Below are 1,532 nucleotides of genomic sequence, written 5' to 3' on the forward strand. Positions count from 1 at the left end.
TTGATCCGGTGATTGCGTATCCGTTTCTGCCTAGCAACGGCAAGAGCGTGCGCGAAGCAGTGCGCGATGACATCGCCGTCGATCAGGTCTTTATCGGCAGCTGCACCAACGGTAGACTCTCCGATCTGCGGATCGCCGCGCAAATTTTAAAAGGTCGCAAGGTCGCGCGCAAAACCCGCCTCATCATCACGCCTGCGACGCAAAAAATCGCTCTGGCCGCGCAAAAAGAGGGGCTGTGGGATATTTTCGTAGAAGCGGGCGCAGTCGTGAGCAACCCGACCTGCGGCGCGTGCTTGGGCGGATATATGGGGATTTTAGGCGTGGGTGAGCGCTGCGTAAGCACGACTAATCGAAATTTCGTCGGCCGCATGGGCGATAGAACGAGCGAAGTATATCTGGCAAACTCAGCCGTCGCCGCAGCTAGTGCTGTCGCAGGCAAGATCGCCGATCCGAGGGATTTGTAAGTTTAGAAAGCCGCCTTTATTTATACTTCGCTTGCATCGTAAATTTTAGGCATAAACGGAAGAATTCCGGTAGCGTCCTAGAGCTTGGCGAGTATAAAAATGGGAAGGACAGTTTTCGGAATTCTGCAGCGAAATTTTATCTGTTATATACGAAATTTCACTATTAGAATTCCATTTGCAAATGAAATTTTGTAAAATTTCAAACTTTGCTATCGGCGTAATTTCGTAAATTTGGAATTTTACTTGGCGAAATTTTACTCTAGTAAACGCCGCTAAAGTAAAACTCATGCTTAAAATGCCGACGTGCAGAGTTTAAATTTAGGTTTCCGCTTCGCTCGGCTTGTTTGCGTAATAAGTAAAATTTCAAACAAATATCGCATTGGCGCTTACCTTAATATGTACCGAGCGTTCGTTTAGGTTAAATTTTAAAATTTAGCGCCGAAAGCCTGCGTCCAAATCTAACAAAACCGCCGCAAGTTCGCTCAAATTTACGGCGGCATGTTTTAAAATTTGAGGCGCATTACGCCTCCAAAATCGCTCCGTTGCTAGCGTTTGTTACCAGTTTGCGATACATTCGCAGCCAGCGATACGGCAGCGGTTTTTCAAGCGGCTTAAATTTAGCCCTTCGCGCGGCGATCTCGGCTTCGCTTAGACGCACGTTGATCGCGTATGTATCCACGTCGATGTCGATGATGTCGCCATCCTCTAGCAATCCGATCATGCCGCCCTCGGCAGCCTCCGGGCTCACATGCCCGACGCTTAGCCCTCTAGTCGCACCGCTAAATCTGCCGTCCGTGATCAGCGCGACGTCCGCGCCTAGCCCTCGCCCCATGATTAGGCTCGTAGGGCTTAGCATCTCCTGCATACCAGGGCCTCCGCGCGGCCCTTCGTAGCGGATGACAACCACGTCGCCCTTGTTTACCTTGCCGCTTGAGATCCCCTCTATCGCCTCGTCTTGGCTGTTAAAGCACACGGCCTTGCCGCTAAATTTGCGCTCACCGATGATGCCCGCAGTCTTGATGACGCAGCCCTGCTCGGCTAAATTTCCAAACAAAACCGCCAGCCCGC

At 50.8% G+C, this 1,532-nt stretch carries 3 protein-coding genes; 1 reads left to right on the forward strand and 2 read right to left on the reverse strand.

Annotated elements, in window-relative coordinates:
- Positions 1-464 (forward strand): aconitase family protein (locus Q0369_RS01875; protein ID WP_298095211.1); only part of this gene is annotated, 464 nt, incomplete at its 5' end.
- 45 nt (positions 465-509) lie between these two features.
- Here the strand turns inward: Q0369_RS01875 and Q0369_RS01880 are convergent.
- Positions 510-752 (reverse strand): hypothetical protein, encoded by a 243-nt coding sequence (locus Q0369_RS01880; RefSeq protein ID WP_298095215.1) that lies wholly within the window; start codon positions 750-752, stop codon positions 510-512.
- Between the two features lie 232 nt (positions 753-984).
- A partial coding sequence (locus Q0369_RS01885; protein ID WP_298095220.1) for a dihydroxy-acid dehydratase occupies positions 985-1,532 on the reverse strand: 548 nt, incomplete at its 5' end.

Source organism: uncultured Campylobacter sp. (genome assembly GCF_938030685.1).
GTDB lineage: Bacteria > Campylobacterota > Campylobacteria > Campylobacterales > Campylobacteraceae > Campylobacter_B.

What these genes read in the sequence shown, in the direction of transcription:
- Q0369_RS01880 (WP_298095215.1), bottom strand. Translation starts at nt 752, where the DNA reads ATGAGTTTTACTTTAGCGGCGTTTACTAGAGTAAAATTTCGCCAAGTA.